The 19,982-nt window shown below is 54.3% G+C and carries 20 protein-coding genes and 1 other RNA gene; 10 read left to right on the top strand and 11 right to left on the bottom strand.

Translation table 11 applies throughout. From position 1 onward, the window contains the following. Positions 1–9 precede the first annotated feature (9 nt). From ACR3EG_RS11440 to ACR3EG_RS11430, 3 genes are all read left to right on the top strand, one after another. The gene (locus ACR3EG_RS11440; protein ID WP_209196982.1) at positions 10–1,788 is read left to right on the top strand and encodes a sensor histidine kinase; all 1,779 of its coding nucleotides are present in this window, start codon (positions 10–12) and stop codon (positions 1,786–1,788) included. Positions 1,789–1,800: 12 nt separating this feature from the next. After that, positions 1,801–3,135 (top strand): sigma-54-dependent transcriptional regulator, encoded by a 1,335-nt coding sequence (locus ACR3EG_RS11435; protein WP_480495792.1) that lies wholly within the window; start codon positions 1,801–1,803, stop codon positions 3,133–3,135. A 514-nt stretch (positions 3,136–3,649) separates the two neighbouring features. Next, complete coding sequence (locus ACR3EG_RS11430) at positions 3,650–6,448, top strand: Rne/Rng family ribonuclease (protein ID WP_480495790.1); 2,799 nt, start codon at positions 3,650–3,652, stop codon at positions 6,446–6,448. Between the two features lie 53 nt (positions 6,449–6,501). On the opposite strand, the gene ACR3EG_RS11425 is transcribed toward ACR3EG_RS11430, so the two are convergent. After that, entirely contained in the window at positions 6,502–6,735 is a 234-nt protein-coding gene (locus ACR3EG_RS11425; protein ID WP_480495788.1) for a sulfurtransferase TusA family protein, read from the bottom strand. A gap of 105 nt (positions 6,736–6,840) precedes the next feature. Between ACR3EG_RS11425 and ACR3EG_RS11420 the strand changes: the two genes are divergently transcribed. The 4 genes from ACR3EG_RS11420 (at position 6,841) to ACR3EG_RS11405 (ending at position 11,171) form a co-directional block, all read left to right on the top strand. Further along, positions 6,841–7,593, top strand: a complete 753-nt coding sequence (locus tag ACR3EG_RS11420; RefSeq protein ID WP_170354104.1) for a cytochrome c biogenesis CcdA family protein — start codon at positions 6,841–6,843, stop codon at positions 7,591–7,593. Positions 7,594–7,656: 63 nt separating this feature from the next. Continuing rightward, positions 7,657–8,871: a hypothetical protein gene (locus tag ACR3EG_RS11415; protein ID WP_480495785.1), complete on the top strand. Its 1,215-nt coding sequence runs from the start codon at positions 7,657–7,659 to the stop codon at positions 8,869–8,871. Further along, complete coding sequence (locus tag ACR3EG_RS11410) at positions 8,868–10,217, top strand: cytochrome P450 (RefSeq protein ID WP_480495783.1); 1,350 nt, start codon at positions 8,868–8,870, stop codon at positions 10,215–10,217. The genes ACR3EG_RS11415 and ACR3EG_RS11410 overlap by 4 nt, the downstream gene beginning before the upstream one ends. Before the next feature lie 72 nt (positions 10,218–10,289). Continuing rightward, the gene (locus ACR3EG_RS11405; protein ID WP_480495781.1) at positions 10,290–11,171 is read left to right on the top strand and encodes a fructose bisphosphate aldolase; all 882 of its coding nucleotides are present in this window, start codon (positions 10,290–10,292) and stop codon (positions 11,169–11,171) included. Between the two features lie 6 nt (positions 11,172–11,177). Here the strand turns inward: ACR3EG_RS11405 and ACR3EG_RS11400 are convergent, their stop codons facing one another. The 4 genes from ACR3EG_RS11400 to fumC form a co-directional block, all read right to left on the bottom strand. Next, the gene (locus ACR3EG_RS11400) at positions 11,178–11,780 is read right to left on the bottom strand and encodes a DNA-3-methyladenine glycosylase I (RefSeq protein WP_480495779.1); all 603 of its coding nucleotides are present in this window, start codon (positions 11,778–11,780) and stop codon (positions 11,178–11,180) included. A 65-nt stretch (positions 11,781–11,845) separates the two neighbouring features. Next, positions 11,846–12,061, bottom strand: coding sequence for a ribbon-helix-helix domain-containing protein (locus ACR3EG_RS11395; protein WP_480495777.1), 216 nt, complete (start codon positions 12,059–12,061; stop codon positions 11,846–11,848). Continuing rightward, positions 12,058–12,234, bottom strand: a complete 177-nt coding sequence (locus tag ACR3EG_RS11390) for a DUF4169 family protein (RefSeq protein WP_480495775.1) — start codon at positions 12,232–12,234, stop codon at positions 12,058–12,060. The genes ACR3EG_RS11395 and ACR3EG_RS11390 overlap by 4 nt, the downstream gene beginning before the upstream one ends. After that, positions 12,234–13,628, bottom strand: a complete 1,395-nt coding sequence (gene fumC, locus ACR3EG_RS11385; protein ID WP_480495773.1) for a class II fumarate hydratase — start codon at positions 13,626–13,628, stop codon at positions 12,234–12,236. The genes ACR3EG_RS11390 and fumC overlap by 1 nt, the downstream gene beginning before the upstream one ends. Positions 13,629–13,834: 206 nt before the next feature. Here fumC and ACR3EG_RS11380 point away from each other — a divergent pair, with 206 nt between their 5' ends. Continuing rightward, entirely contained in the window at positions 13,835–14,398 is a 564-nt protein-coding gene (locus ACR3EG_RS11380) for a hypothetical protein (RefSeq protein WP_480495771.1), read from the top strand. Between the two features lie 8 nt (positions 14,399–14,406). Here the strand turns inward: ACR3EG_RS11380 and ACR3EG_RS11375 are convergent, their stop codons facing one another. The 6 genes from ACR3EG_RS11375 to ACR3EG_RS11350 all read right to left on the bottom strand — a co-directional run bounded on the left by ACR3EG_RS11375 (position 14,407) and on the right by ACR3EG_RS11350 (position 18,348). Beyond that, a complete protein-coding gene (locus tag ACR3EG_RS11375) occupies positions 14,407–14,862 on the bottom strand; it encodes an SspB family protein (protein ID WP_209197000.1) in 456 nt (151 codons plus the stop codon). 75 nt (positions 14,863–14,937) lie between these two features. After that, a complete protein-coding gene (gene chrA / locus ACR3EG_RS11370; RefSeq protein WP_480495768.1) occupies positions 14,938–16,191 on the bottom strand; it encodes a chromate efflux transporter in 1,254 nt (417 codons plus the stop codon). A 147-nt stretch (positions 16,192–16,338) separates the two neighbouring features. Further along, positions 16,339–16,770: an ester cyclase gene (locus ACR3EG_RS11365; protein WP_170354113.1), complete on the bottom strand. Its 432-nt coding sequence runs from the start codon at positions 16,768–16,770 to the stop codon at positions 16,339–16,341. Between the two features lie 91 nt (positions 16,771–16,861). Continuing rightward, positions 16,862–17,208: a transfer-messenger RNA gene (gene ssrA / locus ACR3EG_RS11360) on the bottom strand. A 35-nt stretch (positions 17,209–17,243) separates the two neighbouring features. Further along, positions 17,244–17,606: a DUF4345 family protein gene (locus ACR3EG_RS11355; protein WP_480495766.1), complete on the bottom strand. Its 363-nt coding sequence runs from the start codon at positions 17,604–17,606 to the stop codon at positions 17,244–17,246. A gap of 10 nt (positions 17,607–17,616) precedes the next feature. Then, positions 17,617–18,348: a FadR/GntR family transcriptional regulator gene (locus ACR3EG_RS11350; protein WP_480495764.1), complete on the bottom strand. Its 732-nt coding sequence runs from the start codon at positions 18,346–18,348 to the stop codon at positions 17,617–17,619. An 86-nt stretch (positions 18,349–18,434) separates the two neighbouring features. On the opposite strand from ACR3EG_RS11350, the gene ACR3EG_RS11345 reads away from it, so the two are divergent. Then, complete coding sequence (locus ACR3EG_RS11345) at positions 18,435–19,226, top strand: DUF2182 domain-containing protein (protein ID WP_480495762.1); 792 nt, start codon at positions 18,435–18,437, stop codon at positions 19,224–19,226. A 4-nt stretch (positions 19,227–19,230) separates the two neighbouring features. Continuing rightward, a complete protein-coding gene (locus ACR3EG_RS11340) occupies positions 19,231–19,863 on the top strand; it encodes a DUF1326 domain-containing protein (RefSeq protein WP_209197013.1) in 633 nt (210 codons plus the stop codon). Positions 19,864–19,982 lie beyond the last annotated feature (119 nt).

The following is a 19,982-nucleotide window of genomic DNA, read 5'->3' as shown; positions in this document are numbered from 1 at the left end:
TTTCCGGGCATGAGCTCCGACACCCAATCTGGCTGGTCTTCTATTAAAAATCCGTTCCGGGGCGCTCCTTTGGGGTGGCGCCTACGGGTCGCGGTTTCGATCCTTCTGATTGCAACCGTTGGAACCATTTGGGTGACCAACCGTTTGCTGACGGACCGTTTTACTGAATCGACCCGAAACAGAGCCGAAGTACGCCTTGCGCTCTATTCGGGAAACTTGCTGAGCGAACTGCGGCGGAACGCGATTGTTCCGCAACTACTGGCTCGTGATCCAACACTGATATCGGCGCTTCAGTCCAGCGACTATACCCTATCGACACAGCGCCTTATCTCGTTTGTTGAAGAGATCGGTGCTGCATCACTGATGTTGTTGGACAGCGACGGGCGGACCGTGGCTGCAACCGACAGGAACCGCTTAGGCGAAGCGCATCGAAACTCGCCTTACTATGTGGATGCTGTCCGCTCCAATGCCACGATTTTTACGGTCATTCAGAATGAGGCGGGGGGATACAGTTTTGTCTATTCGCGCCGCATGGATTCTGGAGCAGATATTCTGGGCGTCATCGTCGTTGAAGTCGATTTGCAGAAATTCGAACGCGCCTGGGCGGGTATTTCTGATGCTGTGATGGTTGCAGATAGTACGGGCACGGTCATTCTGTCGACCGAACCGCGGTGGCGCGGGTTAGACGAAAGCACTGCCATTCAGCGGCAACCGCCTGAAAACGCCATTGAGCGGGCGATCCGCGCAACCGCTGATTGGACCGCGCTGCCGCCGGACGCTTATCTGCAGGGCGAAGCTGTTATGCGTATGGATACGCGCATACCTTTCCGCGGTTGGACGATCACGTCTTTCACAACTTACTCCTCCATCCGGGAAAAGGTGAACAGTGTAATTGCGCTGGAAATCATGGGGTTTGCGATTCTTCTGGCTCTGGCTTTCTATGCTCTCAGCCGCCGGGCGACGTTCCGCATGGCGCTGTTTCAGCGCGAGTCGGCAGAGCTTCGCGCATTGAATGCACGCCTGCAGCGGGAAATCGCTGAGAGAGAACGGGTTGAAAAGACGCTGGAAGTTGCTGAACAGACGCTAGCGCAAAGCTCGAAACTGGCCGCGTTGGGCGAGATGTCGGCCGCTGTCAGTCACGAGCTCAATCAACCTCTGGCTGCAATGAAAACTTATCTGGCAGGCGCGCGCCTGCTGCTGCGCAGGAACCGCCCCGAAGAAGCGCTGGCCAGCTTTGGGCGTATCGATGGACTGATCGAGCGGATGGGTGCGATTACCCGTCAGCTCAAATCCTATGCTCGGAAAGGCGCTGATGCGTTTTCCCCTGTAAATCTTGGCGAAGCGCTGGCTTCGGCCTTGTCGATGATGGAGCCGCAATTGCGTCAGCGTCACGTCAAGATTACTCAGATTCTGCCCGAAGAACCGGTGTTTGCACTGGGGGACCGAATGCGGATTGAGCAGGTAATGGTCAACCTCTTGCGTAATGCGCTGGACGCCACCAAATCAGTATCTGAACCGGATGTAGAAATCATTCTGGCTGCAGGGGATATGGCGGTGCTGACGGTGCGGGACAATGGCCATGGAATCGAGGATATCGAAAACCTGTTCGAGCCTTTCTATACCACCAAGCAGCCGGGCGATGGCGTCGGGCTGGGGCTTGCCATCTCCTCCGGGATCGTGAACGACCATGGGGGGCGGCTGACTGCGCGCAACAGTCCCAATGGGGGCGCGGTGTTCGAGATGCAGCTGCCTATACTTGGAAGCGATGGCCTAGAGGCCGCGGAATAACGGGGAAAGACTATGGCACAGGCCATGAAAATCGCCATTGTGGACGACGAACAGGATATGCGGCAGTCAATCAGTCAATGGCTGGCACTGTCAGGATATGACACGGAAACGTTTGCCAGCGCTGAAGATGCGCTCAAAGTTCTGGGGCCGGATTATCCAGGGATCGTTATTTCGGATATCAAGATGCCGGGAATGGACGGTATCCAGTTGCTGAAAAAACTCATGGGAGCGGACAGTACGCTGCCGGTGATCATGATTACCGGGCACGGGGATGTGCCGATGGCTGTGGAGGCCATGCGCGTAGGCGCGTTCGATTTTCTGGAAAAGCCCTTCAATCCGGACCGGATGTCGGAACTGGCCAAGCGTGCCAGCAACGCTCGGCGCTTAACCTTGGACAACCGGGCACTGCGGCGCGAGCTGTCGGATGGCACGCAGATCATGAGCAAGTTGATCGGGGCCAGCCCGGTCATGGAACGCCTGCGCGAGGATATTCTTGATCTGGGGCAGGCAGATGGTCATGTGCTGATCGACGGTGAAACCGGTACCGGCAAGACCTTGGTGGCGCATGCCTTGCATGCAGTGGGTAGCCGGGCTGGTAAGAAATTCGTTCTTATCTCTTGTGCGGCCCTGGAAGAAGAGGCGCTTTCCAAACGGTTGTTCGGCCCAATGATGCCAGAAGATGCACAACTGCCTGCCGTTGAAGAAGCGCGCGGCGGTACCTTGGTTCTGGAAGACGTTGAAGCGCTAAGCGACACGCTGCAAGCGCGCTTGCTGAGCATGATGAATGATCAGGGAACGCCTGCCGAGACGCGGATTATCGCGATCTCGAACCTTCAGGAAGCCGGTAAGACCTCTGAAGATGTTCTGCGGCCGGACTTGTTCTATCGGCTGGCTGCGTTGCGTATCACCATGCCGCCGCTGCGCCAGCGCGGCGAAGATATCCTGACATTGTTCACCCGCCTGAGCGAACAATTCGCCGAAGAATATGGCTGTGATGCGCCGCAAGTCAGTGCACAAGAGGCCGCGCAGTTGTTGCAGGCACCTTGGCCGGGGAATGTGCGACAACTGATCAACATCGCCGAGCGCGCAGTTTTGCAATCGCGTCGTGGCTCTGGAACGATTGCCTCTTTGCTCATGTCGGATCATGAAGAAATGCAACCCGTCATGACAACGGAAGGCAAGCCCCTGAAGGAATATGTTGAGGCGTTCGAACGGATGCTGATCGACAATACCATGCGCCGTCATAAAGGCTCGATCGCGTCTGTGATGGACGAGCTGTGTTTGCCGCGGCGAACGTTGAACGAAAAGATGGCCAAATACGGGCTGCAACGTTCGGACTATTTGTGAGGGAAGAGAGGGGGCCAGCCCCCTCTTGAGCCTTCAGCTCAATTCACCCCCGAGATATTTTTGGCCAGATGAAGCGATCCCTGTTGCCAGAAGTGCAAGGATTGCAGTTTGCCCATTGTCTTTTCCACAGGACTGCTTTTATTGTACCTGAACGGGCCGGGCCGTTTTTGGTGCCCAAAAGTCCCGAATCTTTGAGTTTCGCTGCAACGCCGCAGGTGGTGACCTAATCCCACACAGGCCGCGCAGACCGATTGTGCCCCGAACCGGGGCAGTTGAACGCCTGAGCCCGTGGATGCGGGCGAAAGGAATATAATGGGCAGACAGCGTCAAGGCGCGTCTGTCGGAGAAGAACCGCGATGACGCGCGCGCAACGATTGACTATACGGGCAGGGGGCCACAGCGCCAGACCCTGCCGCGCGCCGTCCGAAATCGCCCGTACAAGACACCTCCCCAAAAGTGCCTGTCCGCCTGGACGGGTCAGGACAACGCGTTTGGCGCGGTGCACCAAGGACACATGGCTAAGAAAATGCTTATCGATGCCACCCACACCGAGGAGACTCGGGTTGTGGTGGTCGATGGAAACAAGGTCGAGGAGTTCGATTTTGAATCCGAAAACAAACGCCAGCTTGCTGGCAACATCTATCTAGCAAAAGTAACGCGGGTTGAGCCGTCTTTGCAGGCGGCCTTTGTGGATTACGGCGGAAACCGGCACGGTTTTCTGGCATTTTCCGAAATTCATCCCGACTACTACCAGATCCCGGTTGCTGATCGTGAAGCGCTGATGGAGGAAGAACGCGCTTATGCCGAGGCCATGAGGGCTCGGGATGAGGCGGAAGAATCCAAGCCCAAAAAGCGCCGTTCGCGGTCGCGGACCAAGGCTGCCGATGTTAAATCGGATGATGCAGTCGAGACGCTTGAGGTGTCTTCGGAACCCTCGGGTATGGAAACGATTGATCTGGATGAGGGCGACGAACAACCCGAGATGGCTGTGCCTGAAGGGACTTCCCCAGCGGATCACGTGGCGGACACTCCCGTTGAGGAACCGCTCGACGACGTGGAAGCACCGGATGCGGAAACTGTAGCAGCAGCAGACGCACCGGAAAGTGCCGACCCCACTGTAGAGGAAGAAGTTGCCTCGGATTCAGCGGGTGAAGAGACCCAAACAGAGGACTTGGAAACATCCTCCACCGACGAGGCGGGTCAGGTTGATGCTCAACCCGACGCCGACGCTGATGCGTCGGAAGACGCGCCGTCGGATGCCGATACTGAGGAAGCTGAAAGCAAGGCTGACTCCGATGAGCCGGACGATACCGAAGCCCGCGCGGATGCTACCGCAAAAGACGACACGATCGAATCTGTTGCGGATGAGGATGACAGCGAAGACATTCGCCCTCCGCGCAAGCCGCGCCCGCGCCGGTACAAAATCCAAGAGGTGATCAAGGTCCGGCAGGTTCTGCTGGTTCAGGTCGTTAAAGAAGAGCGTGGCAACAAGGGCGCAGCGCTGACCACGTATCTCTCGTTGGCCGGTCGCTATTGCGTCTTGATGCCAAACACAGCGCGGGGTGGCGGTATCAGCCGCAAGATCACCAACGCGCCGGACCGCAAGAAACTGAAAGAGATTGCGGCCGATATCGACGTACCGGCAGGTGCGGGATTGATCATTCGGACCGCTGGGGCCAAACGGACCAAATCCGAGATCAAGCGTGACTACGAATACCTGCAGCGTATGTGGGAGCAGATCCGCGAGTTGACGCTCAAGTCCATTGCGCCGGCCAAGATCTATGAAGAGGGCGACCTGATCAAACGTTCGATCCGCGATTTATACAATCGCGATATCGACGAGGTGCTGGTCGAAGGCGAGGGCGGGTACCGCATCGCCAAGGACTTCATGAAGATGATCATGCCGTCCCATGCCAAGAACGTGAAACGGTATGAGGATGCTCTGCCGCTGTTTGCGCGCTATCAGGTGGAAAGCTATCTGGCCGGGATGTTCAACCCGACTGTGCAGTTGAAATCGGGTGGCTATATCGTAATCGGTGTAACCGAAGCGTTGGTCGCAATCGACGTAAACTCGGGTCGGGCGACCAAGGAAGGTTCAATCGAGGAAACCGCGCTCAAGACCAATCTAGAAGCGGCAGAAGAAGTGGCGAGACAACTGCGCCTGCGCGATTTGGCCGGTCTGATTGTCATCGACTTTATCGACATGGACGAGCGCAAGAATAACTCGGCCGTCGAAAAGCGCCTTAAAGATAAGTTGAAAACGGATCGGGCGCGCATTCAGGTTGGTCGTATTTCCGGATTCGGCCTGCTTGAGATGAGTCGCCAGCGGTTGCGCCCGGGTATGCTGGAAGCAACGACGCAACCTTGCCCATCTTGTCATGGAACCGGGCTGATCCGTTCGGACGACAACATGGCGTTGACCATTTTGCGTCAGATCGAAGAAGAAGGTACGCGGCGCCGCTCGCGCGAGGTTTTGGTGCGCTGCCCCGTCAGCATCGCGAATTTCCTGATGAACCAGAAACGTGAGCATATCGCCCAAATCGAGTCGCGCTATGGTCTTTCAGTTCGTGTGGAAGGGGATATCCATCTGGTCAGTCCGGATTTCTCGATGGAGAAGTTCAAGACTGCAAGCCGGATTGTGCCCGAAGCGACAGCGCCGGTCGTTTCCGTAGATGCATCGCTGATGGATCTTGTTGACGCGGATGAAGAAGAAAAGGTCGAAGACGAAACGCCTCAGACAGACGAAGAAGCCAAGCCCAAGCGCAAGCGCCGCCGCCGCCGCCGCAAGAAGGGCAATGGAAATGGCGAAACGGCTGAGGTGAGCGCAGATGACGCTGAGGCCGCAGAGGCGTCCACTGGAGAAGAAGCAGCACCGGTCGAAGTAGAAGAAACCAACGCTGCAGAGTCCGTTCCGGCGGAAAGCGGCGAGGAAGAGGCCAAACCCAAACGCCGCCGTGCGCCACGTCGTAAGAAGAAGGAAACCACACCGATTGATTCCGAAGGCGAGTCGGTTGAGTCTGCTGAGGTGCAAACTGAAGTGGTCGAAGAAGCCGTCGTAAAGGAACCGGCTGCACCAGCGGATTCGAATGAAGTCGAACTCGCTGACGATATTGTTGCTGAGAGCACTGAGGCACCCGAGGCGGAGGCGGAAGAGTCTGTAGCAGCAGTCGCAGAGGAAAGTCAGGAACCGGAGGTAGCGCCGGAACCGGAACCGGAACCAGTAACAGAAGAGCCGGTACTTGAGGTCGTTGCCGAGGAACCCACAGAACCTGCGAAGCCCAAGCGGCGCGGATGGTGGTCATTGGGGCAATAAACAAAAAGGCGGGCGAAAGAGCCCGCCTTTTTTGTAACATTCGCGGCCTAAACTTAGCCTTTTTTCTGGATCAGGTAGACTTGATGGCCTTCAGTTTCTTCTTGCGAAAGCAAGTGGTGACCGCTTTCGCTGCAGAAATGCGGGACGTCAATAATCGCAGCAGGATCGTCGGCCAGAACACGCAGAACAGCTCCGGAGGACATTGATTTCAAACGTTTTCTAGCTTTCAGAACGGGCAGGGGACAAAGCAGGCCCAATGCGTCGAGAGTTTCAGTTGGGTTTGACATAGAGAAGAAATATTTCCACTTTGACCGGGTGTCCAGCGTGCAACCACGAGGATGTGACTGAATGGCCTCGTGACGTTCGCCGCATCATACCATATGTGCTGAACTATGTTTGGAATAGATATCATCGACGCGGGCCTGCTGCCCGCCATGTTCATCGCGATGCTGGGCGGACTGATTAGTTTCCTTTCGCCGTGTGTCTTGCCGATCGTGCCACCGTATCTTGCCTATATGAGCGGTGTGTCGATCAACGAAATGCAGGACCAGACTGCGGCGCGGCGCAAAGCGACGCTGACCGCATTGTTTTTTGTGCTGGGCTTGTCGACTGTCTTCCTGTTACTGGGCTTCACGGCTTCGGCCTTTGGCGCGTTTGTCCTGCAAAACCAAGTGCTTTTCGCGAAACTTTCAGGTGCTGTGGTGATTGTGTTCGGTCTTCACTTTCTGAATGTCTTCCGCATCCCGTTCCTGGACCGTGAAGCGCGGATCGAAACCGGAGATTCGGGCGGTTCTGTTTTTGGAGCTTACATCCTCGGACTGGCTTTCGCTTTTGGATGGACGCCGTGTATCGGTCCTCAGCTTGGCGCGATCCTGTCCTTGGCGGCGTCTGAAGCCTCGGTGGCCCGTGGAACGTTGCTCTTGGGTGTTTACGCCGCGGGACTCGGCATACCGTTCTTGCTGGCTGCAATGTTCCTTAACCGCTCGATGACCGTTATGAACAAGATCAAGCCTCATATGGCGACAATCGAAAAAGTGATGGGTGGGTTGTTGCTGTTCGTTGGCATCATGTTGATCACCGGGTTGTTCACCGAGTTTAGCTGGTGGTTGCTGGAAGCTTTCCCGGCGCTGGCAAATTTTGGCTAAAGTACTGATCTGACTTACCTTGATGATAACGCTGCGCTAATCTGCGCAGCAGAAGGTAAGACTATGAACAGTCACGAAAACCAAGAGCAGGTCAAACGTCGCCGGGTGTTTTACATTCCCGGTTATGATCCTATACATCCTCGCAGATACCGCGAACTGTACCGTTCGGAGGGAGCGACGCAGTCCGCGTTGTCGGGATATCAGATATCGGTTTCTGCCAAAATGGGGGACGGTCCCTTTGGATGGCATGTCCATTCGGATCAAGACGGAACCGAGGTTGAGACACAGATTCAGGTGTTGGTCTGGTCGGATATTGTCAAGGACAGCATGTCCAACTCGGTTGTTGCGACTTATGTGCAACTGGTTAGAACCGCGTGGATTTACCTTGCGAGTGGGACGTTTGGACGATTGATGCGTTTACGCAAGGGGCCTGTAATCGCTGCGCTTTATCCGCTTGCGATGCTTGTATTCCAGCTGGCCGTAGCACTGGCCATCGCTTGGGGCATCTGGAAAGGCGGCAGCCAGTTCTTTGACCTCTTTGCCATTGCTCCAGCCATTCTGACGTTCTGCCTGCTTTTGCGTTGGTTTCAAAAGATCGACAACAAGCTATTCGCTTATTATCTGATGCACGACTACGCTTATTCGGCGAGCTTAAAGGGTGAAACGCCCGCCGCTTTGCGTAGACGCATGACTGAATTCACCGAACTGATTAGGCAGGCGCTGGCTACCGACGTGGATGAAGTCTTGGTCGTTGGCCACAGTTCCGGCGCGCATATCGGTGTCTCAGTTCTGGCTGATGTAATCAGGAGTGCACCGGACACAGGTTTCCGACCAGCTCTATCTTTCCTATCCTTGGGTCAGGTCGTGCCAATGGTGTCGTTTCTCCCAAATGCCAAAGAGTTGCGGACAGATCTTCAATTTCTTTCCGTTCAGTACAATCTCACCTGGGTGGACGTATCGGCTCCGGGTGACGGATGTTCTTTTGCTCTTTGCGACCCTGTCGGCGTTTCCGGCGTCGCAACCGAAAGCAAAAAATGGCCCTTGGTCTTGTCGGCAGCATTCACGCAAACACTTTCGCCAGAGCGTTGGCAGGCTTTGCGGTGGCGTTTCTTTCGTCTTCATTTTCAGTATCTGTGCGCCTTTGATCGTGTCGGGGCGTACGACTATTTCCGCATCACGGCCGGACCTCAGTCTTTGGCCCAGAGATTCCGTGGTCGTAGTTCGTCTAAGTCCCGTATCGATATCGCAGTCTCAAAGCACCGGACGGTGATGCTGTGATACCGCCAAAGCCGCCCTCACGCCCAAACCATGTTTCGCTGTGGCGGTACCTCAAGCTGTTTCGTCAAGATATCCTTTCCGCACAACCGCAACGCCTGTATCGCGCATGGATGGCCGAGTTTCGGACTCCGTTCTTCCGATCGTACATGATGAACCAGCCTGAACTTGTTGAAACTGTTTTGAAAAAACGAGCGGAAGGTTTTCCTAAATCTGAACGCATCAGCGAAGGCTTACGACCACTTTTAGGAGAGTCTGTTTTCTTAACCAATGGTGAAACGTGGAAACGACAACGCAGGATCATCGACCCGGCGTTTGAGGGGGGGCGGCTAAAAGATACGTTCCCTGCGATGCTTCAGGCCGCGGAAGCAGCAGTGCGACGAATACGCCCTCTGGTCGGCACCGACATCGAATGTGAAGAGTTAACAAGCCATGCCGCCGCCGATGTTATCTTTCGAACCTTATTCTCAGTGCCGATCGAACATGAAGTCGCGGCGCAAGTCTTTCAGAAGTTCAGGGCTTACCAACGCCAGCAACCCTTGCTGAACCTGGCCGCATTTGTTCCGCTACCACGGTGGATGCCTCGGTTTCATTCTTCAAGAACTCGAAAAAACGCAAGGCAAATAAGGGCTTTGATTGGGAAGCTGACGCAACAACGTGCTGAATTAATTGCTCGAGGATGTGCGCCCAACGATCTGGCAACTAAAATCATGACGACTCCGGACCCTGAGACCGGGACACGTTTCGACACAAATGAGATGATCGACCAAGTTGCGATTTTCTTTCTGGCAGGCCATGAAACAAGCGCCTCTGCTCTGGCTTGGGCGTTGTACCTGATGGCTCTGTATCCTGAGTGGCAGGATAAGCTGGCTGCCGAAGCTCAGGCTTCAAATGCCTCTGACATCTCAGAAATGTCGAAGCTAAAGCAGACCAGAGATGTCTTTCGCGAGGCGCTTCGACTTTATCCGCCTGTCCCCATGATGGTGCGCGAAACTACGTGTCCCCAACGCTTTCGCGACCGCGACGTTCCAGAAGGGGCTCAAATCGTTATCAGCCCGTGGCACCTTCACCGGCACGAACGTCTTTGGGATCATCCGGATGAGTTTGATCCGAACAGATGGGCCACGGAAAACGGCAGGCGTTGCCAGCGAGAAGCCTTCATTCCTTTCTCAGCTGGTCCTCGTGTGTGCTCGGGCGCTGGCTTTGCCATGATCGAGGGCCCATTGATCCTGTCCAAATTGCTGCAGCACTTCCGGTTCGAGTTAATCGAGGGCAAAATGCCGATTCCGGTGGCGCATCTGACTGTCCGGTCGAAAGACGGAATTTGGTTGCGCATCGTTGAGCGCTAACAAACTACCATCGTGATGCGCCATGCTGTATGCGGTTGAAAACAGCGGAATCATTTCGAACGGGAATATCATATGTCCAAATCAGAACAGCGCGAGCAAATGTCCAACGGAGCTGGCTTTATTGCGGCACTGGATCAAAGCGGCGGATCGACGCCCAAAGCGCTGGCACTCTATGGCGTTGAAGCATCAGACTATTCCTCGGACGAGGAAATGTTTGGGGAAATACAGAAGATGCGCGCCCGGATTATCCTGGCAGATGATTTCACCAATGAAAAAGTTATCGGAGCCATCCTGTTCGAGCGGACACTGGGTGAAGAAATTGATGGCCGAAAAGTCGCTGATTTCCTTTGGTCCGAAAAGCGCATCGTGCCTTTTCTCAAGATCGACAAAGGGTTAGAGGACGAGGCCAATGGTGTTCAGATGATGAAGCCGATCCCTGGTCTGGCCGACACCCTTGCGAAGGCGTCGGGCGTGTTTGGAACCAAAGAACGCTCGGTTATTCATGAAGCCAATGCTGAAGGCATCGCGGCTGTAGTTGCGCAACAATTCGACATTGCGCGGGACGTGATTGCGGCTGATATGGTTCCGATTGTCGAGCCTGAGGTTAATATCAACTCGGCAACCAAGGCCGAAGCCGAAGACATTCTGAAGGCTGAAATCCTGAAAAACCTTGATCAATTGGACGAGGGGCAGGATGTGATGCTGAAGCTGACGATCCCCACCAATGCGGACCTGTATGACGCCGTTGCCGATCATCCACGCGTGGTGCGTGTGGTTGCTTTGTCGGGCGGATATTCGACAGAACAAGCCTGCGATCTGTTGGGTCAGAACGGTAAAATGATCGCATCTTTCTCGCGTGCTTTGACCGAGGGGTTGTCGAAACAGCAATCGAATGATGAGTTCAACGCCGCTCTGGGCGGGAATATCGAAAAGATCTACCGCGCGTCGATTTAAACAGATCTACGTCGGAACACTGAAATCGCGGCGCATCTGCGCCGCTTTTTCGCGCATGACGCATCCATTTGCGTGATCATTTACAAGCCCCATCGCTTGCATGAACGCAAAAACAGTGGTTGGCCCAACGAATTTCCAACCTCTCTTTTTAAGATCCTTGGACATGGCCACAGACTCAGGCGAGGTTGACGCTGTCTGAGGCTCGGGCGGCATATCCGCCTCATACTGCCAGACATAAGCAGCCAGTGATCCGTATTCGGTGATCAGACGTTGTGCGCATTGGGCGTTATTTATGACGGCTTGAATTTTGCCACGATGTCGGACAATTCCTTCATCGTGTAAAAGACGTTCAATATCTACGTCATCAAACGCCGCTACAGCGTTGATTTCGAATTGTTTAAACGCTCTCCGAAAATTCTCGCGCTTGGATAGGATTGTCCGCCAGCTCAACCCGGATTGAAAACTTTCGAGACATAGCTTTTCGAACAAGCGTTGGTCATCCGCAACGGGATATCCCCACTCGTTATCATGATAATCGAAAAACTCAGGCGCGGCCTGACACCATTTGCAGCGAGGCTGACCGTCCGGTCCTTGTGTAGTCTGGCTCATGTATGTACCACTTTTGTTCCGGTCGAGCATACACAGCCTGATAGTTTTAAATCAAGCACCCAATATCAGGTACGATACCAGTTCAAAATATATACACGAATTGCAGATGCCAAGCCGATTTCGGGATCACGAGACACGTCAATTTCAGCCGCTAGTGCATTGATTGGCATATCCTTTATTTTGGCAATGTCTCGGAATGCCTGCCAGAACTCATCCTCGAGCGATACCGAAGTACGGTGTCCCTTCAGGGTCAGGGACCGTTTGACGGGGCGGCCGCTCATTCGTCCAACTCATGGTTGTCCAAGTCGCGGCGTTGCTTGTTCAGTACTTTCTCGGCTGCGTCTCTTTCAGACTTTTCGCGCCCAAAGGTAATAGCATTCTGGTCGGCGCGGGCCTTCTTTTCAGCCCGCGCTTTTTCCTTTCGATACCGGTTCAGATTGACCGGCTTACTCATCAGTCCTTTGGACCGATCATTTGCTCGGGGCGGACCACGGCGTCAAATGTCGCTTCATCCACAAAACCCAGGGCGATGGCTTCTTCCTTGAGGGTCGTGCCGTTCTTATGCGCAGTCTTTGCAACCGTCGTGGCGTTGTCATAGCCGATGGTGGGCGCCAGAGCCGTCACAAGCATCAGAGATTCCTTCATCAGCTTTTCAATGCGCGGCTCGTTTGCCTGAATGCCAAGCAGCATCCGTTCGGTGAAGCTATCGGCGGCATCGCCCAAAAGCTGAATTGACTGCAACAGGTTGTAAGACATCATCGGGTTGTAGACATTCAACTCGAAGTGGCCCTGGCTACCGGCAAACTTGACGGCGGCGTCATTGCCCATGACATGCGCCGCGACCTGTGTCAGAGCCTCGGCCTGCGTGGGGTTCACTTTGCCGGGCATAATTGACGAACCCGGTTCGTTTTCCGGCAAGATCAATTCGCCCAAACCCGAACGAGGACCCGATCCCAACAGACGGATATCATTGGCAATTTTATAACAGCTACCCGCGATTGTCGCCAAAGCGCCCGACAAAAAGACCATGGCGTCATGCGCGGCCAGCGCCTCGAACTTGTTAGGCGCGGTCACAAAGGGCAGGCCGGTGATCTCGGCCATATTTGCTGCAACGGCTTCACCCCAACCGTTTTGAGTGTTCAAACCGGTGCCCACGGCTGTGCCACCTTGGGCTAGCTCATAAATACCGGGCATAGCGGCATTTACGCGCGCGATCCCCTGACGGACCTGATGGGCGTAGCCACCGAATTCCTGACCCAGAGTCAGCGGGGTTGCGTCTTGTGTATGAGTCCGCCCGATCTTGATAATATCTTTGAATTCCTCGGATTTCTGTTCCAACCCCAAGGCTAGCTTTTCGAGCCCAGGCAACAGAACGTCACGCACGCTCATGGCTGTTGCGATGTGCATGGCGGTGGGGAAGGTGTCGTTCGAAGATTGTCCCATGTTGCAATGGTCATTGGGGTGCACGGGATCCTTGGATCCGATAACGCCACCCAGAATCTCGATCGCACGGTTCGCGATAACCTCGTTCGAGTTCATATTGGACTGTGTTCCCGAACCGGTTTGCCACACGACCAGCGGGAAGTTGTCGTCGAACTTGCCTTCGAAGACTTCTCCGGCGGCCTGAATGATGGCATCAGCGATCCGAGCGTCCAGTTTACCGGTCGCCTTGTTCTCCACTGCGCAGGCTTTTTTGATAGCGCCCAAGGCCCGCACGATGGCCACAGGCTGTTTTTCCCATCCAATGGGGAAATTCATGATGGAGCGCTGGGTCTGCGCACCCCAATATTTGTCCGAAGGAACCTCCAGCGGGCCAAAGCTGTCGGATTCTGTGCGGGTCTGGGACATCTGTCACTCCGTCTTGTATACAGTCGTATGCCATTTACCTGCCACTACGCCACCGTGCAATCGGGCAGTTTCGCGCACCTTAAACTTATGGTTCACAAAGGTATAGATCGACAAATGCTTCATTTTATTTGGGCGATTACAATTCGACCCATTGTGCGTGCTAACAGGTGGGCTAGAATAAGTTAGTCAATGTTGCGGAGAGTCTCGTGTTACTTTCAGAACGGCTACTTGCCCTAAAAATGCTCACGTTCTCTGTTTTTTCGCTCGTGTGCGTTGCGCTTTCGTTTCAACCTGTTCTTGCTGACGAAATAGCCCCATTTGTCGGTGACTATGTTGGCTCTGCAAACGTGGTGGACGCGGATGGAGGTGAAGTCCCCAGGGACATGAGCGTCTCGATTCACGAACTTAAAGATGGGTTTAATGTCAGTTGGAAAACAACGACCTACAAAGCAGACGGTCGGATAAAAGAGCAGTCGTTTTCCATTGATTTCAAAGAGTCCGAACGTACAGACGTATTTTCTGCCGCAATGAGACGTAATGTCTTTGGACACGAAGTGCCTTTGGATCCTATGCAGGGCGAACCGTTCGTATGGGGCCGGATCGATGCACAAACAATGACAGTTTTTTCCTTGTTCATCGACGAAAACGGTGGCTACGAGCTGCAGCAATACGATCGAACGCTGACCGAAGGCGGTCTGAATCTGTCGTTTTCGCGGTTCAGAAACGGAGTGAAGTCCCGATCAGTCGAGACTTTCCTAAAGCGTCAATAATCGAGCGGTTATTTGCGAAAGCTGTCTAGCGAAACGACGTCGGCGTCGTGTTGCTCTTCTTCTTCCTCTACTTCGATAGTGTCTTCGATGAATTGAGCAACCTCTTCCTCTTCCGGGCTTTCGAAGCGCAAACCAAACTCGACCGAGGGGTCAACAAACGTTTTGATGGACGAATAAGGGATATATAGGGGCTCAGGCGCGTCGCCAAAATTCAGTGTGATCGCGAACCCCTTGTCGCCGACCTCCAGGTTTTCAAACCAGTGCTGCACGACGATTGTCATTTCATCGGGATATCTGTCGCGCAGCCAGTCAGCCAATTCCACCCCATCTTGTTGGGTGTCGAAAGTAATAAAGAAATGATGCGCCCCTGGCAGGCCGTTTTCCGAAACGCTTGTCAGAACCTTCTTGATTAGCCCACGCATCGCCGTGTGCATAAGGTTCCCGTAATCAATGTCCTGCGACATGTGTCTTCCTCAAAATTGATGGTCTAAGCATAAGCGTTTTCGCCGGAAACGAAAGACCACGATTGGGCGGATTGTTCATAGGAAGTGCGAGGCCATTCCGGCCGCCGCCATCATTGCCAATGTTCGCCCCATGCCAAATTTGAATTTAAATATCAACACCCAAGCCAGCACTGCAAGACACAAAGCGATCAGGTTCGCGGATGCGTAGTCAGGCCACGGAAACGAAAAGAAACCCCATGTTTTCTGTGGGACGTTGTGGAACAGCACGTTTAAGCCGAACCACACCGACAAATTGAGAATCACACCGACAACCGCTGCTGTGATTCCGTGCAGAGCTGCTGACAATCTTGGGCGGCTTGCGAGGTGATCCAGATAAGGTGCGGCCATGAAAATCCATAAAAAGCACGGAACGAATGTTGCCCAAAGAGCAACTGCACCGGCCGCAAGGGCAAGTGGAAACCCTCCATTCGCCTGACCGGTAAGCATAGCCACGAATTGGGTCACTAAAATCAAAGGACCTGGAGTCGTTTCGGCCAATCCAAGTGCATCAATCATCTGCGGCGTGCTGATCCATTGGTACTTGTCCACGACCGTTTGGGTCATATACGCCAACACTGCGTAAGCGCCACCAAAGGTCACAACTGCAAGACGTGCGAAGAACCAGCCGAGGTCCGCCAGTAATTTCTGACCCGTCAGACTAAGCAAAATCAAAGGCGCCAACCAAAGTGTCACCCAGGTCAGTCCGGTTCGGATATATCCTGTTGGAGTGTCGACCTTAGTCATTGTCCGAGTTGGGCTGTCGTTCTGGAACCTGAGATACCCCCAAACTGCGGCGGCCACGATTATAAGTGGAAAGGGCAGGTTAAGAAGAAAGATCGACAGAAAACTCAGAGCGGCAACGCCAATATGCTCGGTATCTTTCAGCGCTTTTCGGGACAGGTTTCTGAGGGCATTCAAAACAATTATGATCACCGCAGCTTTGATCCCCAAGAACCCGGATTGCACAAGGGGAAGCGCGCCGTAACTCGCGTAAAGTGACACCAGCACCGCTATCACCAGAGCTCCTGGCAGAACGAACAGGAAGCCGGCAATCAACCCACCCAAAACGCCACGCAGCCGCCAGCCTGCGTAGGTTGCCAACTGCATTGCCTCTGGGCCGGGAAGCAACATACACAACGAGAGCGCGCGCAAGAACGTTTGCTCGTCCAACCATGAACGTTCCTCGACCAACTCCTGATGCATTAGGGAAATCTGCGCTGCGGGGCCGCCAAAAGACAAAAGACCGATGCGCCCGAACACTTTGATCATTTCCGCTGTGTTTGGCGCCATGGTTTTCGATCCGCTGACCTGTTATGCGGGTCTTCTATCCGGATACCGTCATGCGTTACAGGCTTTTAGCAGGGATCAAACAAGAATTGTTAGGGCGGATTCCGGGTTGTTGGGGAGACAGCGCATCTTAAAAATTGGAACTGCGGTTTACGCCCAATCCAACCTCTGACCCGTCATACATATGGGTAAGGTATCCTGAGGAAACTGGCCAAGCTGTTCAAACAGTGAGATGAAGTCGAACTGATTATAGACCTCAACCACACGATTATCTCTAATCCGGCCCATCATGCTGCCGGTCGCCTGTAACGGAGCGCCGTTGTCGGCGCGTGTGGTACGCAGATGAATGATTGCTGACACCCAATCCCCATCTTCAACGATTTTGGGCATGTCGACTTCGATGTCACCCAGGATATGCCGAAAAGCTATCACGAGGTCCCGGAATTCGTCAGCACCTACCTGCATTTCAGGAATCAGCCCTTCGGCCATTGTTTCCGGCGCAAAATAGGTATCAATGGCATCGGTATTCCCCTTTTCCCAGACTTCGGAATACCATTCTCTGAGCACCTTTGCGTGAGACATCTCAGCTCTCCTTTATTGTCGCTCAAGCATGCGCAAAAGGCGTGAATAAAGTCTGAACGCCAAACAGACAGTAGAAAAACATCTTGGGGAAAATGCAGGTTTCTGTTGCCAGGTACCTGCGAACCCCGCCTTACGCGGCTAGGCGCAAGGGCTTAAGTTTCGGTCTTGCTACTGCTTACGCAGCAACTGCAACCGGAGCACGATTGTCGTTTGCAATTGTACTAGTTTCGCCGATAACGGTGGCAGACAGCCGAGACAAAGCTAACCCCTTTAGACGTTCGTCGATCCTATTTCGGCCCCAAACACCCCAAACGAAGGTTTATGGTGGAGCCGCCGGGTACCGCCCCCGGGTCCGATCCGCTTATTACGAGCGCGTTTATGTCCATAGTCCCGAAGGACCTGTTCTATATAGGTGAGGTACAATCGGGATGCAATTCCCGAGTTTTTCGGGTGAAGCGCGCCAAAACAGATACTTACGTTGTTTTGTTTAGGTTGGCCAAAATCAACCAAATAGCCAGAACAGCTTCGATTCCACCGAATGTCACTGCTTTGACCAAAGGCGGGTTGTCCAAAAGGACTGACACAAACCGCCCGAGTGCCGCGCCCGCGTACACAACGCCCAGCATCGTATAAGCCATGGGCGCGTTAAGCCACAGAACTGCTATCCCGGTTACGACGAAAAGCCCTCCCACCGACGCGCGCATCTCACTTAGGCCCATGGTGCTGCTCGTTGGAGCTAAATCCAACGAAGCCGCCGTCCACGCCGGTGCAAGAAAGCCGAACAGACCAAAGGCAATAGTTAGTAAGGCTGCGACAACGTTAAGGACCGGTACCATCTGTTCCTCATCAAGCTGGTTTACGCTTTTTTTCGGCGACATCACGCGCCAGTTTTCTTGTGTATTTCTCAAGTCTTAAAAGGCTATCGTCAACTTCTTCCACATCACCGCGCTCCAAGGCATCCGCGATCTGCGTATGCAGCGAAATGATCTCTTCCCGGGATCTGGCCGTAAAGGTGATCATGTTCATAAGCGGTTGCATCGCCTCGACGGCTCCGGCCAGCTGATAGGACAGGACGGGGTTTCCGGCGCCATCGACCAAAGCGCGGTGAAAGGCCACGTCTGAGGCGCAGAAGGCTTCGTCTGTCAGGCCCGGCTGTGCTTGTCTGAAGATCTCGGCACGCATCGTGGCTAGCTGATCAGCCGTCCGACGTTCCGACGAAAGGCGAGCGCAGGCGCGTTCCAGTGCATAGCGCGCTTCGCAAGCCGTATCGAAACTGACAGTGTTCATCGACAACAGTAAAGTTGAAGTTGTAATCTGTTGGGAATAGGCGTCTTCGAAACACAGGCGATTGACAAAAGCGCCACCGGTAGCACCACGTTGCGTCCGAATAAGAGACTGAGCAGCAAGTCTTTTCAGCGCTTCACGAACCGTGGGGCGCGAGACCTCAAACTGATCGGCAAGTTCGGCTTCGGACGGCAGACGCTCATCAACGATCAATTCGCCTGATACGATGGCGTCGCGTATCGCTTGTGCGATTTGCGCAGATAAATCTGCAGGTTTCCGAGGGTCGATTTTCATAATCCTGTGACCGCCTGTGTTTTTTTATTTGTCTGACATTTAAAAGTCTGACATTTGAAAAGCAAGAACTGAGTCGGGAGGAGCATATGAGTCGCGCTGTACTTCGCAGTGGCTTGTGGCTGGGATTCTACATTCTGATCCTTTGGGCGTGGTGGATGATGTTCACCATGAGCCGCAATATGGATTTGGACTTTATCGGCCGCCCCGGTCCGATGGGGCAGGCGATGGCCGCCATGGACCCGCGAATGGACATGTATATGCCCATGGCCGAATTCGGCCCCCTGTTCTGGATGTGGGCAATCATGATGGCGGCGATGATGCTACCAACTTTGGTCCCGACCTTGCGCAGCTATGACGATCTGATCCGCAGCGCAAACGGCTCGCGCATGGGGTGGTTGGGTGTCCTGACCGGATATTTCGTGGTCTGGGTTGGATTTGCGGCCCTGATCACCGGGGTGCAACTGGCATTGTTGTTTGGCAGCGTCGTGGACATGCTGGGCATTGCCAAATCCGGGCTTGTAGCAGGCGGCTTGATGATTGCGGTCGGAGCTTTTCAGTTCACCCGCGCGAAAGAAGTCTGTCACGGCGTCTGTCACGCCCCCATGACCTATTTCCTTGGGCATTGGAAAACCGGCTTTACTGGCGGCTTGCGCATGGGTCTGGGTCTTGGCGCATTCTGTGTCGGCTGTTGCTGGGGCTTTATGGCGCTTGGTTTTGTCGGCGGCGTCATGAGCCTGTTGTGGATGGGTCTTGCGACCTTTTTCATGGTACTCGAAAAACTTCCCCAAATCGGCCACGCGATCACGCGCCCGCTGGGGTTTGCACTGATTGCAGGCGGTCTGGTCCTGCTTGTATATCCCTTGGCATTCGGAGGATAAGCCTATGGCAAACATGGAAATCACACCCAGAGACTGGGAAATCAAAGGCGAGCTGATCCTGAATTGCTCGTGCGAGGTTTTCTGCCCCTGTGTTGTCTCGTTGGGTGCGCACCCGCCGACCGAAGGCCATTGCCATGCCTGGATGGGTATCATCATCGATGAGGGCCACTATGAGGGCGAGGATATCTCGGGCATGAACGTGGGCCTGCTGGTCGATATTCCTGGCCGCATGGGCGAGGGGCAGTGGAAAGTTGCCGCTTATGTGGATGAACGCGCCAATGATGCGGCCTATGACGGTCTGCTGCAGATTTTCAGCGGCCAGGCTGGTGGAACCACAAGCCTGTTTACCATGCTGGTCGGTGAGATCATCGGCGCCGAGCGTGCTCCGGTACAGATCGAACGCGATGGCGCCAAGCGCCGCATTTCGATCGGTCGGAAGATTCAGGGCGAGGTTGAAATGGTCGGTGGTGCCGATCCTGAAAACCCGGTCAAAGTAACAAACTCGAAATACTGGATGGGCCCGGACATCATCGTCGCGCGCGGTACGAAGTCCAAAGTTCGTGATTATGGTCGCGTCTGGGATTTTGGCGGCAAGTCGGCCGAGATCTGCCCGATCGAGTGGCATGGCCAGAAGTAATGTCCTGAAGGCGCAGCGGGGCGGTTAAGGCTGATCCCCCCAAGCGCCGATGGGTCCTGAATGTTTCACTACATTGCTGTGGTGGCAATGGAATTCTTACACTCTTAACCCCAAGACCC

This window comes from Ruegeria sp. AM7, assembly GCF_056535965.1.
Note: the sequence above shows the minus strand (reverse complement) of the source record. Positions and strands in the feature narration are given on the sequence as shown.